This window comes from Saccharopolyspora pogona (assembly GCF_014697215.1).
Classification (GTDB): Bacteria; Actinomycetota; Actinomycetes; order Mycobacteriales; family Pseudonocardiaceae; genus Saccharopolyspora; species Saccharopolyspora hattusasensis.
Genome location: NZ_CP031142.1, coordinates 7,990,687 through 8,003,519, shown reverse-complemented (window position 1 = coordinate 8,003,519; position 12,833 = coordinate 7,990,687). Strand labels below are relative to the sequence as shown.

Here is a 12,833-nt window from a genome sequence, read left to right as displayed (position 1 = left end):
TCGCCCGTGCTTCCTAACTAGGACTCCTATGCCCTAGCCCCACCCCAAGCTACCCGTTGTCGGTTAGCTACGAGGCTCGCGCCGTATCTGGGATCTCTCTATTCAGGGACAGTCCGCTTCCCAGCGGGTTCATCCCGTTCTCTTTCAAGCTTCGATGTTTGCTGGTCTCCAGCCTAGCGGGTTTTCCCTAACTAGTCAAGCGATGGGGTTTCGGTCCCCGCTTGGTGTTCTGGGGTTGTGTTTTCAAGCTAGCGCATTCGGTCTTGCTTTGTCAACTTCGCTTGTTCCGGGCCGTTTTGCTCTGCTAGCTCGCTATGGTCTCAGCGCTTTGGACCGCTACCCGGATCATTTGGAGTTGTCAGGTGGGCTTGCGCCCGTGCCAGTAGATTAGGTGATCAGCCAGCCGTATTCAAGTAGTTTATCAGACCGACTTGTTTTGGCCCTGGTCGCTGCCTCTGTTCTGGACTTGTCCGCCTGGCCTCTCGGCCTGACACGTCAAATACAACCACGGTCCCCCTAACAAGTCAAGCCATGGGGTCCGCAGTCACCCCAATGGACTAGTGACCTGGATTCCTGGTGATTCCCACTAGGGCAAGACATGCAGAGATGCCGATTCCCGGGCCCGAAAGGGTCCTCTCGCTGACACAGAGTCATTCCGGGTAGCTGTGACCCCGGAAACGACAGAGGCGAAATGACGGCCTTAGGCAGGCTGACGGCAAACACAAGAAAGCCCCCGGTCGGAAACCGGGGGCATAGGTATGTGGTTGTCAGAGCTTGACGCGTTTGGTCTTGCCGTAGTCGTCAGTGATCAGGACATCAGCCCACTTAGCGCCTACAAGCTTAGCGACGGCAGAGAACAGAGTACGGAGATCGGCCCCCGAGACGCTTTCCAAGAGCAGGCGTTCCCTGTCGAGTAGTTCATCCGTTTCGATGCACTCGGCCCAGAGTTCCCCGTCCTCATACTGCCCCCAAGACCAGGTCGTACCCTTGGTGTCGAACTGCCCCCGGTAGCCGTCGGTCATGCGCTCGAACTGCTGAACGTTCAGCGTGGCCTGCATCGGGATCTCCGTTCTCTGAACCTAACTAGTCAAGCGATGGCAGCGCGGATCTTGCGCACGATCGAAAGTGCTTTCTCGGCGGTGTACGTCGCCAGGGGGTTGCTCTCAAAGGTTGACAAGACGTCGCCCTCGCAGACTGCCAAGATCGTCCTTTCGCCCCAGTTGTCCCTAGCGCGCCACAGAGCGTGTCCCACGTTCAGCCCGTCCATGGCGTCGAAAAAGTACCCGCCAAAAACGGAGTCCTTAACGAGGACCGTGATCGTGGTCGGGAAGTTGTTGAGCTTCACTTTGGAGCCTCCGCTTTGGGGTCTGTTCCGTGCTGAGACCAGTAAGCCACAGGTCACCTAACTAGTCAAGTGTTGGCCTTGCGGCGTGGGGCACACGCTTAGGGTTGGGCTTAGGTCCTTAGTTGGAGTGCGCGTATGCGGGCGCGCGAGTATGCAGGCGTGGCGCACAGTTGACTAGGGATTCGCAGTGTGGCGCAGGGCACTTGAGGATGACTTTACTAGCTAGGTGGACTCGGGTAGAGTTGGTGTTGGTTGACTGAGAATTTAAGATGGACTGCCCCTGGGGGGTTGCCCCCTCCCGGGGCCTCCAGATCGGGATGTATAGCGCCAGCGAGGTTATATGCGTCGCAAGGAATATACAAGGGGCTTTTTGGCCCGCCGGCCCGAGGTTCTACTGCTCCATTAGAGTGGTCTTCGTCACAAAACCAGGTTCAGACCCGAGCATTTCAGCAAAGTCAGCCATATATAAGGGTAGACCGACCTTTTGGGAGGGCTACCCTCCATGAGTAACCAGTGGCGCGGTTCAAACCGCTCTAAGAGACTACCTAGTAATTGGCCGATCTTAAGATCGGCGACTCTAAAAAGAGACAACTACCTATGTCAGCTTAGTTGGCTTGGGTGTGAGCGTCGAGCTACTGAGGTAGACCACAAGAACAGGGGCGATGATCATCGTCCTGAGAATCTTCAGTCAGCTTGTAAGAGCTGTCATGCTAAGAAGTCAGCTTTAGAAGGTAACCAGGCTAAGGCAGCTCTCCGCGCTGCCAGATTCAGGAAGCCAGCCAAACACCCAGGCCGGCGAGGATAACCGGAGGCTACGAGTGGCCAGAAAACCGGCCGCTCCTAGCGGCTTGTCTACTAGAGCTAAGCGCGTTTGGACGCGCACCTTGGAAAACTACGAACTCCGCGAGGACGAGCTAGCTATCCTCGCTGACTACTGCCAAGAACTGTCGTTGATCGACAAGTTCCAGGCAGCCTCAGAAGAAGCTGAGCTCCTGGTTCGAGCTTCCCACGGTGGACTTCAGGCCAACCCGATCTTCACCGAGCTGCGGATGCACCGCCAGGCAGCTATGGCGCTGTGGAAGTCGCTGAAGCTGCCGGACCTGGACCAGGCCGACGAGGACCAGGAAGACGAACGAGTCGTTCCGATGTCCCGCGAGGAGTCTGCCCGGAAGGCAGCTAACGCCCGCTGGAGCAAGAGTGGCTAGGGCTATCCGGAAGGCCCGGAAGCAGGGAGTAAGCCCTACCGAAGCCGTCGCGAGGCAGGCTGAAGACCTAGCCGGCGATCGGTTCGAGCTCGAAATCAACGGTCGTGACTACGTGACCGCGGTAGATGGTGAGTACTCCATAAACGTAGCCAAGATGTACCAGCTGCTCTTGGCGCAGTGACTCCCGACGCGGGCGGTCGAGCGTGAGGTTTCCCCTCTCCTTCCCTCGCAGCTCCTACCCGTGTCGGGCCTCAACTCCTGGCGGACCAGCGTGTGACGTGGTCCCCAGGGAACTCCCTTAGCCGCGACTCGCCTCTGCCTGATGGTCTGCACCGACGTTCCAGGCACGCCGTAGCGGCAGCCCCCTGGTCCTCGTGGGGTGTCGGCACAGCAGGCCGGCGATTACGGGACGCCCCCGCGCTGGTGCAGGCGCGGTGTCGACGTCACTGAACTGGCATCAGACAGAACCAAGGATCGGTACTATGTCGCTTCCTGATCACGGAGGTGACAACCCAAGTGCCGGACCTTGACCTGGGTTTCTGGGAGGCCGTGGGCCGGTGGGGGGACGGTCAGAAGCTAGAGGCCTTCACCATGTACGGCTGGAAGATGCTCTACTGGGCACGCCTTGGGAAGCTACTTCAGTTCGTGGGCGGTGGGGTTATTGTGCTGGACCTTATTGGTCCAGGACGACTACGCGAGTGGGCAGAGTCAACGCAACATGCAGTGAAGAAACTATGGCGAGCTACTAAGGCTTGGTGGAAGCTAAGTATTCCTCTAAGATGGGACACGAGTCGGCGGTCGGTCCCTATACTATTTCTATCGCTACCATTATTCCTGCTGTTCTACTACAGAGCGTACCCTGGGATCGCGTCCAGCGTAGAGAGTAACGCTTCTCTAATCTTTCGAACCACTCTTGTGGTGGGTTGCATATTAACCATATCCTTGATCAGCTTGCTTTTTGGCTGGTTTCTCATCTGGATGCTCACCCAGGGTTTGGCACTGTTCTTCCACGGCAGCAATGAAGATCACAACGAGGGAAAACACGGGAGTTTATCAACTGGTATCCATGCGGATGCTGCGACGTTTCGGCACAAATATCTACCCTTGTCGTTGAATTTGACGAAGCGATCGTTGATCTTCCTGGCCCCTTGGGTGTCTATCAGCTTTTTGCTCACTTGGAATCTTCGCAGCGGGGAATATCTGCGCGTACTTGAAGCGGGTAATCCATTCGATATATTCGCTTGGTCTGTATTTAATTTTTGCTTGTCGAGTGTGTTTGTTTGGCTCCTTCTTCAAAGTGTCGTTGGCCCTGTGACGTTCCTGGCGTACACGGGTCAACTAATCCTGCTGCTTACCGGCTATATTTTCCGGAACGATCACCCCACGCATCCGATCCGCTGGGTTGCGTACGCGACCGTGGCAACAGGGTTCCTTTTAGACCTGCTTGCTTCCTAAGCTTCCACCTACTCCGGGCTCAACCACTTCCTCCGCTTGGAGGTGTCAACGTACGGCAGGTCAGGACACTTTGGTGGGGGTCGCAAGCACCCGACCTGCCCACAACCAACCAGAAATCCCCCATCTAACGAACTTCCAGGCGGACCTGGAAACTGATGAATAATTGACAGGAGCACGGGAGTGGATGAATCCAGGCTGCTCCCGGCTCCGAGTCATATCATCGGCCCTACCTGGCGCCGGCTCAAGTCCGGGGGCTGGTATTTACCAGAGAAAACCCTTGGTTGGCAGGTCATCAACTGGATGGCCAAGTACATCAACCAGCCCAGCGGTCCGAACGCCCGTAAGCCGTTCCTGCCGACTCTAGAGCAGGCTCGATTCCTGCTGTGGTGGTACGCCGTCGATGACAATGGCGAATTTATCTACCGAGCTGGGACGCTTAGGCGTCTTAAGGGCTGGGGCAAAGACCCGCTAGCCGCTGCAATGAGCCTGGCCGAGTTGTGTGGCCCGGTTGAGTTCTCGCGTTGGGATAGTAATGGAGAACCTGTCGGGACCACCCGCTCCGCTGCATGGGTTCAGGTAGCCGCGGTTAGCCAGGATCAGACCCGGAACACGTTCACGCTTTTCCCTGGGATGATCAGCAGCCGAATGAAGGCACGATACGGCCTTCAGGTCAACCGCACGATCATCTATTCCGAAGTCGGGGGAATGATCGAAGCGGTTACTTCTTCGCCTACCGCGATGGAGGGGAAACGTCCAACGTTTGTCATTCTGAACGAGATCCAGTGGTGGATGGAAAACAACCAGGGTCACGAAATGGCAAACATCATCGACGGTAACGTGACCAAGGCCGCGTTCTCCCCGTGTCGTTCTCTAGCTATCTGCAACGCACACCGTCCCGGCGAGGACTCCATCGGGGAAAGGTTCTGGGACGCCTGCCAAGACGTCCTTGCGGGGCACGCGGTAAATACCGGCGTCCTCTACGACGCTGTTGAGGCACCTGCGGACACTCCGGTATCCGAGCTGGCCAACCTCATCGAAGACCCCGAGGCATACGAAGCCGGTCTTGAGAAGCTGCGTAAGGGCCTGGAGATCGCACGTGGTGACTCGGTATGGATGCCCATCAAGCCCTTGGTGAGCAGCATCCTGGACTCCCGTAACGACATCACGGAGAGCCGAAGGAAGTTCCTCAACCAGATCAATGCAACTGAGGACTCCTGGATCTCTCCGACCGAATGGGATCGCTGTTTCAACGCGGAGGCACGAGCTCTCGAATACGGCGACGCAATCACGTTGGGATTCGATGGTTCCCGGGGTGGTGACTGGACGGCTCTGGTCGCGTGCAGGATAGATGATGGTGCACTGTTTAGCATCAAAGTCTGGAATCCTGAGCGTTACGACGGCCAGATTCCTCGGGAGCAGGTTAACGCCACGGTTGAGCATACGTTCTCGCACTACGACGTTCGCGCTTTCCGTGCTGACGTCCGAGAGTTCGAGAGCTACGTTGACCAGTGGGGTACGAAGTTCGGCAAGAAACTTAAGCTTAAGGCTACGGCTAAGCACCCAGTCGCTTTCGATATGCGTGGCGCGAACAGCGAAGCTAACAAGGCATTCACCGTGGACTGCGAACGATTCGAAGACGCGGTGCTCGAACAGCAGATTGTTCACCGCGGTGACCCAGTGCTGCGTCAACACGTCTTGAATGCACACCGCCGGCCGAACAATCACGGTATCGCAATTGGCAAGGCCAGCAAGGACAGCTCGCGGAAGATTGACGCGGCGGTCTGCGCCGTTCTGGCCTTTGGAGCCAGACAGGAATTGCTGATGAGCAAGAAGAACCGAGGCAGAAAGGCGGTGGTTTACCGGTGACGACTATTGATCAGCACGTACAGGATCTCAGTAACGGTCTGAACGGTGAACTCGCCCGCCTCCGGGAAAACGAGTCTTACTACGACGCTGAGCACCGGCTTAAGGCCATCGGGGTTAGCGTCCCTCCCGAGATGCGGGCGCTGCTGGCTCAGGTGGGCTGGCCGCGCACGTACCTAAGCTCGATCGAGGAACGGGCTAGCCTCGGAGGTTTCCGGATGGCCGGCTCGTCCGAGGCAGACGAGCGGCTGTGGTCCTGGTGGCAGGCGAACTTCCTTGATGTCAAGTCCGGACCAGCGCACACAGACGCGCTGATGCACGGCCGTGCATATGCAACGATCAGCTCCCCGGATGAGGATGATCCGTTCTCGGACCCGGAGTCTCCGGTGATTCAGGTTGAGTCCCCGCTGCACATGTACGCGGAGATCGACCAGCGCACCGAGCGTGTACGGCGAGCCTTCCGTCCGTACGTCGACCCGGCTAAGCCTGGTGAGGACCGTGGCACGCTGTACCTGCCTGATCGCAACGTCTACCTGGTCGATGGCCCTGGTGGATGGAAGGTCGAAGGTGAGGACGTACACGACCTCGGCGTTCCACTCGTCGTCCAGCTGACCAACCGCTACAAGACGACCGAGCTGTACGGCCGGTCGGAGATCACGCCCGAGCTTCGCTCGGTGACCGATGCTGCTGCCCGGATCATGATGGACATGCAAGCCGCGGCCGAGCTGATGGCAGTTCCGCAAAGGCTGCTTTTCGGTGTGGCGCAAGAAGCTTTGGCCGCCAACCCGGATGATCCAGCCTCGGTGATCGAAGCGTACTTCGCTCGGATCGTCGCCATCGAGGACAGCGACGCTCACGCGATGCAGTTCGCGGCGGCGGAGCTGATGAACTTCGTCAACGTACTCCAGGAGCTCGCAAAGCAGGCGGCCACCTACACCGGACTCCCCCCGCAGTACCTCTCGTTCTCCTCGGAGAACCCAGCTAGCGCGGAGGCTATCCGGAGCTCGGAAAGCAGGCTCGTCAAGAAGACCGAGCGGTTCTGCAAGCTCATGGGTGGCGGCTGGGAACAGGTCATGCGAGTGGCCATGCTGCTCATGGACGGCTCTATCTCGTCGGAAGCTCGCCGTATGGAGGCAATCTGGGAAGACCCAGCTACGCCGACTTACGCCGCTAAGGCGGACGCGGTTTCTAAGCTGGTGGCCGGCGGCATCATTCCGGTGGAGCGGGCTCGAATCGATCTGGGTTACAGCGAGGTCGAGCGGGAACAGATGCGCAAGTGGGACCAAGAGAACCCTACTTCGCAGCTTAGCGCCATCCTCGGTACTGGGATGCCTAAGATCCCATCGGCGATGGTGGATAGCTCTGAGAAAGACCAGGCCGCGTAATGGACCTGCGAGAGTACGACAGAACGCAGCAGTCGATCACCGCCAGGTTCGCCGCACTCTTCCTCCGCATGCTAGCTCCGTTCCGAGCACCGAGACTGAACGAGTTCGGATGGGCTTCGCTGCTGCGGAATACGTATCCGGAGGTCGAGAGAGCCCGACGTGAATCCGCTCAGCTAGGCCGGATGTTCTATGACTCCCAGCGGGAACACTACGTTGGGAGTCGGCACCCTGTTGATCTGGCTTCGTACGACTTCGATTGGTACGTCGAAGCAATGGAGCCGTCTAAGAAGGCGCTTAAGTCGCCAGGCACCACCGATGGTGCGGTCTCGCAAGCGGTTCTACGAGCCGTCAAAGAAGTCGAGAACGGCGGACGTAAGACGATTCTTCGTCCGGTCATTGATGAAGACGACGAGATCAGGGATCGGCAGGTTAAGGGCTGGGCTCGGGTAGCTACCGGCCGTGAGACCTGTAGTTTCTGTCTGATGCTGGTCTCTCGTGGCCCTGTGTATTTCAGCGCTGAAGACGCGGGTTTGGACCTGGACGACACGTCCGCCCGTGAGCTGATCGCAGACGGCGAGGATAAAGCGCTAGCCGAGGCAATGAAGCGCTGGCACCCAGGGTGCGACTGCAAGGTCGTACCGGTTTTCGATCGTAGAAGCTGGCCAGGACGGGACGCTTACCTCGAAGCAGAGCAACTCTGGATTAAGTACGCGAAGCTGGTTAACGACAACCCCGACATGCGGAAACCCATGACGGGCAACCAGCACAAGCCGATGGACCGCGAATGGACTCGTGGTGAGGCGATCATGGCCGCACTGCGTCGCGCTTTGGAATCAGGCGAAGTCAACCCACGCGACTTCGCTGCTGCCGCATAACCCTAACTATCTAACCAATACCGCCCCTGGTGGGCGGTTTTTTATTGCCCTGGAGGCTTTTGTGTCCGACGAAGCAACGACCCCTGAGACCACTACTACCGAGGCTCCCGTTACGGAGACCACGGCCGATGAACTTCCCCAGTGGGCTCGGGACAGCCTAACTAAGGCCAACGACGAAGCCGCTAAGGCTCGGATCAAGGCCGGTAAGGCTGAGGAAAAGGCTCGTCTAGAGATCACGTCCGAGTATGAGACGAAGCTTTCGACTTTGTCGGACGAAAAGTCGGCCATTACTGCCGAACTCAACGCCGCTCACCTGGACGGTATGCGTCTGCGTGCGGCTCTGTCGGCGGGGATTCCTGGAGAGTCCGTCGTCGAATTTGCCGAACTGCTTAAGGGCGAAACCCAGGAAGACCTTACGGCTCATGCCGAAAAGGTCAAGGGCCTCATGGGATCCCAGAAGCCCAAGGTTGTGGATCGCTCCCAAGGGCTTGGCTGTGGAACCGCCTCGCCGGCTGACGGTTTCGGCCTTTTCATCAACAGTCGTCTTTCTAAGTAAGGAATCCAAAGAACAATGGCTATGATCAATGAGGTTTCCCCGAGCGTTACGACTGACCACCAGGGGCGTTTGGCGTATCTGCCGGATGACCTGCTCCCCAAGGAGCTGGTTGGTCCGATCTTCGAGAAGGCGCAGGAGTCTTCGCTTGTTCTACGCATGGCGCAGCAGATCCCGGTTGGCTATGGAGAGACCGTGATTCCGGTCAACACCAAGCGCCCCGAGGTTGGGCAGGTTGGTACCGGCACCAGCAACGCCGAGCGAGAGGGTGCGAAGAAGCCGACTAGCGGTGTGGCTTGGGGCTCGCGGTCGTTCTCCCCGATCAAGCTGGCGACCATCGTCACCGTGTCGGAGGAGTTTGCGCGGTCCAACGTGAACGGTCTCTACACCCAGATTCAGAGCGACCTGGCGTACGCCATCGGTCGCGGTATCGACCTGGCCGTGTTCCACGGCAAGCAGCCGCTTACTGGTACCGCTCTGTCCGGCATCGACACCGCGAACGTCCTGGCCAACAGCACGAACTCGGTGACCTTCGGTACTGACATCGTCGAGGACCTGCTTGCGGGTTACGACCTGGTGGCCGACACCCACGAGTTCGACGGCTGGGCAGCTGACACCCGATTCCGCGGCAAGCTCGCTCGCGCGATGGTGCAGCGGGACGTCAATGGAAACGTCGCGGACCCGGCGAGCCTGAACCTGGCCAGCCAGAACGGTTCGCTGCTGGGCTTCCCGGTCCAGTTCGGCCGTGCTGTCGGCGGTGACCTGGGTCTGGCGACGGACTCGAACATCCGCCTGATCGGTGGCGACTTCTCGCAGCTTCGTTATGGATACGCGGACCAAGTTAGGGTCAAGGTCAGCGACACCGCCACCCTGCTGGACGGCACCACGCCGGTTTCGATGTGGCAGACCAACCAGATCGCCATCCTGATCGAGGTCACCTTTGGTTGGGTTGTTGGCAACCTGGGCGCGTTCACCAAGTTCTCCGAGCCTGTCACCCCGTGATTTGACTAGTTAGGCGATTTGATGAAGCTCATTTCTCCCCGGGGCGTGAACATCTCCGTCTCGGATGAAAAGGGTCAAGCGCTGAAGAAGCAGGGCTGGAAGGAGCCTCAGTCTGAAACGGCTGAGGCTCCCGCCTCCCCCGCTCCTAAGCGGCGTGGTCGCCCTAAGAAAACCGAAGACTAAGGGAGTTAACCAATGGCCTACGCAACTCCCGCAGACGTAGAGGCTCGGCTTGGTAGGCCGTTGGATGCATCGGAAACTCAGGTGGTCTCCGCCCGTCTCCACGATTCCGAGCTGATTATCCGCAACCGAATCCCCGACCTGGACGAGCGAGTTGCTGACGGGCGAATCGACCGGGACGTTGTTGTCCTGGTAGAGGTCGAGATGGTTTTGCGCCTGGTGCGCAATCCTGAGGGCTACACGGCCGAAACGGACGGGAACTACAGCTACCAGCTCAGCTCCGACGTAGCGTCGGGACATCTCTCGGTGCTCCCGAGCGAATGGGGCTTGCTTGGCGTACGCGGGGGTATCTACACGATCAAGCCGTATGTCGATGTCCCCACGAACCGGAGTGGCGAGGCAGATCCAAACTGGTGGTGGATCACGTGAGCCTTCTGGATCGCGGCAATGAGATGGTGACGATCTATCCCGAGATAGCTACGACTGATCGGGATGGCAACACCATCACCAAGGCAGACTTCGACAACCCGGTTACGGCATGGGTCCGTATCCAACCTGCCGCCCAGTCTGGAACCTCTGCCCGAAGGGCTGAGCAGGACAACGAGGGCTATGAATCCGAGGAGACTTACAAGCTCCGTTTTGCCCGTGGTCAGGAGTTCGAGCCTGGTGCACAGGCCCAGCTTGACTGGGCGGGCCGGCGGTGGTCGTTCTACGGATACCCCCAGCGGTTCAACGGATCTGCGCAGACACGCCGTCTCGAATTCACTATTCGGAGAACCTAATGGCAAAGGTCCGGCTTAAGGGTAAGAAATACATTAACACCGTGGTTAGCCACGAAGACGGCACTAAAGCCGCTGTCTACGACAAAGCCACGATGATTGCAGCCAAGGCGGAACTCCGGCTGAACATGGCTAAGCATCGGACCGGGGCATCGCAGATCAAGCTTGAGCAAGGCCGGGTGGACTCGTATGTCACTTTGGTTGACCCGGCTGCGATGAAAATCGAATTCGGTCACTGGCTTGTCCACTACGGCAATCCGACGCCAGTTTACATCCCTGGCTTGTACGTACTAACAGGTGCAGCAGGACTCGCCGCGTAGGAGGGACACGTGGTTATCAAAAGACTGCCACGTGTTCAGGAAATCATTCTCCCTGTGCTACGTGAGCAACTGCCTGGAGTTAAATGCGGTTCGTGGGTGGAGGCAGTTGACCTCCGCCAGTTTCCGCTTATCAATGTCCGCCGACTCGGAGGTCTTGACAAAGACCTGGATTTCCTCGGTAGGGCAACTATCGAGCTGACCGCGTACACCACGGTTGGTCTTGTCGAAACCGAGGATCTGTTCCTAGACGCTCGCCAGGTCATTTGGAACATGGTTAGAGATCAGACCGTCACGCCTGCCGGATACCTGCACTCGTTCCGGGAAACGATGGGTCAAACCCAGTTTGATTCGCCCTACGACGACACCTGGCGAATTCAAGGGCTTATCCAGCTCGGAGTTAGACCTCCGAGGCAGACATAGGAGCAATAATGGCTTTGAACGCCAACGCGGTTGTTACAGCCGCAGTCGGCTACATTTACACCGCGCCGGTTGGCACGGAGGCACCGACGCTTACCGAGGTTCAGAACTTCGATCCGGCTGTGGGTATTACTGGCTGGGACAACATCGGCCACACCAGCCGTGACGAGTTGCCTGTTTTCGGCTATGAAGGCGGAGATACCGAGGTTCGTGGATCTTGGCAAGCTGCCGTTCTCAAGGAGGTAGTTACTGATCCTGCGTCCGACTACGTGACCTTCAACGTTCTTCAGTTCGATGAGACCGCGCTTGGTCTGTACTACGGTTCGGCTAACGCTAACTCCACCGCTGGCGTCTTCTCCGTTAGCGGAACTGCTACTACGGGGACGACCGAGAAGGCTGTTCTGATCATCATTGTGGACGGCAGCCACAAGATTGGCTTCCACGCTGAGAAGGCGTCTATCCGGCGTGAGGACAGTATCGATCTGGCTATCGACGAGTTCGCGGCCATGCCGCTGCGAGCAACGCTGGTGCTTAACGATGGTGCCTCGTATCTGTTCTCGTGGATCGGCATCGTAGACACGACTACGCCTTAATCCTAACTTGACTAGTTAGGTAGCTCTGGGAAGGCACGGTTCTTGGCGGACCTGCCGTGCCTTCTCTTTTAACTCTTGGTCCGCAAATGCAAGCAACCACCATTTGACTTTAAGGGGTCCGCCATGACCGACAACGTCTTTACCCTCGATGACCTGGATGCTGCTATCGAGCGCGAGTATGCGCCGCTGACTTTCCAGGCAGCCGGCGAGGAGTTCGTTCTTCGTTCGTTGCTGCGAGTCGAAAAGAAGCGGCGTGACGCCGTTATCGCCAAGCTGAAGGAACTTGACGACGCGGGCGACGACATCGACGAGGATCTTGCCCTGTCCACGGTGCAGTTCATCCTTAAGTCAGTTACCGCCGATGACCGCGGTACCAAGCTCCTGAAGGCGCTCGGTGACGACCTGCTCCGCTTCATGCGGCTGCTGAGCATGTGGAGTGAGGCGACTCAGCCGGGGGAAGCCACGGCCTCGCCCAACTGATCGACAAGTTCGGCGAGGAAATCCTAGCTGATTTCCAATCAGAGTACGGGCTGAATCTGGTCGACTTGCTACGGCCTGGCGGCATGTCTCCCCGCCAGGTCCTCGCGCTGATCCGCCAGCTTCCGCCCGAATCTAGAACGGTCGCAGCCCTTCGAGGCGGTGACCAATTCCAGGGATGGGGCGTAGACCGCTACTTGCTGGCGTCCGTGATCGACGCGGTCAATCAGAACACTTATGCGTTCGTTTCGGCTAACAGTAAGCGAAAGCCTAAATCCCCTGAGCCTGTTAAGCGGCCTTCGAAAGACGCCCAGCGAGGGAGAGACAACGAATCAAACCCGTTCCGACAGCGGCTCGCTGCGGTTAAGAAGGCACAGGGAGGGT

Annotated in this window: 17 protein-coding genes; 15 read left to right on the top strand and 2 right to left on the bottom strand. The window is 58.2% G+C overall.

Annotated features, from left to right (window positions below):
- Positions 1 to 767: 767 nt before the first annotated feature.
- Both DL519_RS37825 and DL519_RS37820 read right to left on the bottom strand, forming a co-directional pair.
- On the bottom strand, positions 768 to 1,058 hold the full coding sequence (locus tag DL519_RS37825; protein WP_190821986.1) for a hypothetical protein: 291 nt from the start codon (positions 1,056 to 1,058) through the stop codon (positions 768 to 770).
- A gap of 29 nt (positions 1,059 to 1,087) precedes the next feature.
- Positions 1,088 to 1,345: a hypothetical protein gene (locus DL519_RS37820; RefSeq protein ID WP_190821984.1), complete on the bottom strand. Its 258-nt coding sequence runs from the start codon at positions 1,343 to 1,345 to the stop codon at positions 1,088 to 1,090.
- 502 nt (positions 1,346 to 1,847) lie between these two features.
- Between DL519_RS37820 and DL519_RS50550 the strand changes: the two genes are divergently transcribed.
- The 15 genes from DL519_RS50550 to DL519_RS37750 all read left to right on the top strand — a co-directional run bounded on the left by DL519_RS50550 (position 1,848) and on the right by DL519_RS37750 (position 12,452).
- Positions 1,848 to 2,150: an HNH endonuclease gene (locus DL519_RS50550; protein ID WP_190821982.1), complete on the top strand. Its 303-nt coding sequence runs from the start codon at positions 1,848 to 1,850 to the stop codon at positions 2,148 to 2,150.
- 79 nt (positions 2,151 to 2,229) lie between these two features.
- On the top strand, positions 2,230 to 2,550 hold the full coding sequence (locus DL519_RS37810) for a hypothetical protein (protein ID WP_190821980.1): 321 nt from the start codon (positions 2,230 to 2,232) through the stop codon (positions 2,548 to 2,550).
- 942 nt (positions 2,551 to 3,492) lie between these two features.
- Positions 3,493 to 4,005 (top strand): hypothetical protein, encoded by a 513-nt coding sequence (locus tag DL519_RS37805; protein WP_190821978.1) that lies wholly within the window; start codon positions 3,493 to 3,495, stop codon positions 4,003 to 4,005.
- Positions 4,006 to 4,185: 180 nt separating this feature from the next.
- Positions 4,186 to 5,871, top strand: a complete 1,686-nt coding sequence (locus DL519_RS37800; protein ID WP_190821976.1) for a hypothetical protein — start codon at positions 4,186 to 4,188, stop codon at positions 5,869 to 5,871.
- Entirely contained in the window at positions 5,868 to 7,253 is a 1,386-nt protein-coding gene (locus tag DL519_RS37795; protein WP_190821974.1) for a phage portal protein, read from the top strand. Before DL519_RS37800 ends, DL519_RS37795 begins: the two co-directional genes overlap by 4 nt.
- Complete coding sequence (locus DL519_RS37790; RefSeq protein ID WP_449619130.1) at positions 7,253 to 8,128, top strand: VG15 protein; 876 nt, start codon at positions 7,253 to 7,255, stop codon at positions 8,126 to 8,128. Before DL519_RS37795 ends, DL519_RS37790 begins: the two co-directional genes overlap by 1 nt.
- 61 nt (positions 8,129 to 8,189) lie before the next feature.
- On the top strand, positions 8,190 to 8,684 hold the full coding sequence (locus tag DL519_RS37785; RefSeq protein ID WP_190821970.1) for a hypothetical protein: 495 nt from the start codon (positions 8,190 to 8,192) through the stop codon (positions 8,682 to 8,684).
- Between the two features lie 21 nt (positions 8,685 to 8,705).
- Entirely contained in the window at positions 8,706 to 9,683 is a 978-nt protein-coding gene (locus DL519_RS37780) for a phage major capsid protein (RefSeq protein WP_223840008.1), read from the top strand.
- A gap of 21 nt (positions 9,684 to 9,704) precedes the next feature.
- Entirely contained in the window at positions 9,705 to 9,866 is a 162-nt protein-coding gene (locus tag DL519_RS50770; protein ID WP_449619129.1) for a DUF7302 family protein, read from the top strand.
- A 12-nt stretch (positions 9,867 to 9,878) separates the two neighbouring features.
- Positions 9,879 to 10,292, top strand: coding sequence for a Gp19/Gp15/Gp42 family protein (locus DL519_RS37775; RefSeq protein ID WP_190821966.1), 414 nt, complete (start codon positions 9,879 to 9,881; stop codon positions 10,290 to 10,292).
- A complete protein-coding gene (locus DL519_RS37770) occupies positions 10,289 to 10,645 on the top strand; it encodes a hypothetical protein (RefSeq protein WP_190821965.1) in 357 nt (118 codons plus the stop codon). The genes DL519_RS37775 and DL519_RS37770 overlap by 4 nt, the downstream gene beginning before the upstream one ends.
- Positions 10,645 to 10,962 (top strand): DUF5403 family protein, encoded by a 318-nt coding sequence (locus DL519_RS37765; protein WP_190821963.1) that lies wholly within the window; start codon positions 10,645 to 10,647, stop codon positions 10,960 to 10,962. Before DL519_RS37770 ends, DL519_RS37765 begins: the two co-directional genes overlap by 1 nt.
- 9 nt (positions 10,963 to 10,971) lie before the next feature.
- On the top strand, positions 10,972 to 11,382 hold the full coding sequence (locus tag DL519_RS37760; RefSeq protein ID WP_223840007.1) for a hypothetical protein: 411 nt from the start codon (positions 10,972 to 10,974) through the stop codon (positions 11,380 to 11,382).
- Positions 11,383 to 11,390: 8 nt separating this feature from the next.
- The gene (locus DL519_RS37755; RefSeq protein ID WP_190821961.1) at positions 11,391 to 11,972 is read left to right on the top strand and encodes a phage tail tube protein; all 582 of its coding nucleotides are present in this window, start codon (positions 11,391 to 11,393) and stop codon (positions 11,970 to 11,972) included.
- A 123-nt stretch (positions 11,973 to 12,095) separates the two neighbouring features.
- Positions 12,096 to 12,452 (top strand): phage tail assembly protein, encoded by a 357-nt coding sequence (locus tag DL519_RS37750; RefSeq protein ID WP_190821959.1) that lies wholly within the window; start codon positions 12,096 to 12,098, stop codon positions 12,450 to 12,452.
- The last annotated feature ends 381 nt before the right edge of the window (positions 12,453 to 12,833 follow it).

What these genes read in the sequence shown, in the direction of transcription:
- DL519_RS37765 (WP_190821963.1), top strand. Translation starts at nt 10,645, where the DNA reads ATGGCAAAGGTCCGGCTTAAGGGTAAGAAATACATTAACACCGTGGTT.
- DL519_RS37775 (WP_190821966.1), top strand. Translation starts at nt 9,879, where the DNA reads ATGGCCTACGCAACTCCCGCAGACGTAGAGGCTCGGCTTGGTAGGCCG.
- DL519_RS37750 (WP_190821959.1), top strand. Translation starts at nt 12,096, where the DNA reads ATGACCGACAACGTCTTTACCCTCGATGACCTGGATGCTGCTATCGAG.
- DL519_RS37790 (WP_449619130.1), top strand. Translation starts at nt 7,253, where the DNA reads ATGGACCTGCGAGAGTACGACAGAACGCAGCAGTCGATCACCGCCAGG.
- DL519_RS37780 (WP_223840008.1), top strand. Translation starts at nt 8,706, where the DNA reads ATGATCAATGAGGTTTCCCCGAGCGTTACGACTGACCACCAGGGGCGT.
- DL519_RS37755 (WP_190821961.1), top strand. Translation starts at nt 11,391, where the DNA reads ATGGCTTTGAACGCCAACGCGGTTGTTACAGCCGCAGTCGGCTACATT.
- DL519_RS50550 (WP_190821982.1), top strand. Translation starts at nt 1,848, where the DNA reads ATGAGTAACCAGTGGCGCGGTTCAAACCGCTCTAAGAGACTACCTAGT.
- DL519_RS50770 (WP_449619129.1), top strand. Translation starts at nt 9,705, where the DNA reads ATGAAGCTCATTTCTCCCCGGGGCGTGAACATCTCCGTCTCGGATGAA.
- DL519_RS37825 (WP_190821986.1), bottom strand. Translation starts at nt 1,058, where the DNA reads ATGCAGGCCACGCTGAACGTTCAGCAGTTCGAGCGCATGACCGACGGC.